Here is a 721-nt window from a genome sequence, read left to right as displayed (position 1 = left end):
ATTGGTGCTAGTATAAATAACGGACATGTTAAACATAGAGTTTCTAAATAAGTTACAATATTGGTAACAGGAGGAAAACTTTATGGCAAAACATTATGATAAAGAATTTAAGGAAGATACCCTTAAGTATCGAGAAGATAATCCACACTTAACTGTAGCCGCCGTTTGTAGAAACTTAGGAATAAGTGTTCCTACATTCTATAACTGGCAAAGATCAGCTCAAGAAAATGATGGGGAAGTGTTACATCGTGGTTCAGGTAACTTTGAATCAGATGAAGCAAAAGAAATATCAAGGCTAAAAAAAGAATTAAAGGATTCTCAAGATGCACTCACGATATTAAAAAAAGCAATGGGTATTCTGGCAAGAGAAGAACAGAAGTAATTTATGAATGTGTTAAAAACTTTGAAGGCAAAATTTCTATTAACAGCATTCTCCCAAAGTTAGGTGTATCAACATCAGGTTACTATGATTACCTAAAACGAGAACCTTCAAAGCAAGAGTTATTAAAAGAAGAAGTAAAAGGTAAAATTAAAGAAATTCATAAACAATCATTTGAAATTTACGGGGCACCTAAAATTGAAAAGTTATTAAAACAATCGGGCTATGAGACATCTTTAAAGACAGTGAGCAACTATATGTCGGAGATGGATATAAAAGCTCGTTACATTAAGAAATACATAGTTACAACAAGAGATAGTGACTTTGGGTCACATCTAACTA

General features: G+C 32.5%; 1 protein-coding gene. It reads left to right on the top strand.

From position 1 onward, the window contains the following. The first annotated feature begins 82 nt into the window (after positions 1-82). Complete coding sequence (locus RR876_RS16880) at positions 83-382, top strand: transposase (protein WP_332637176.1); 300 nt, start codon at positions 83-85, stop codon at positions 380-382. Positions 383-721: the final 339 nt, after the last annotated feature.

Origin of the sequence: Acinetobacter sp. (assembly GCF_036666595.1) — a bacterium.
Lineage (GTDB): Bacteria > Pseudomonadota > Gammaproteobacteria > Pseudomonadales > Moraxellaceae > Acinetobacter.
This window is presented reverse-complemented; position numbering and strand designations above follow the sequence as displayed.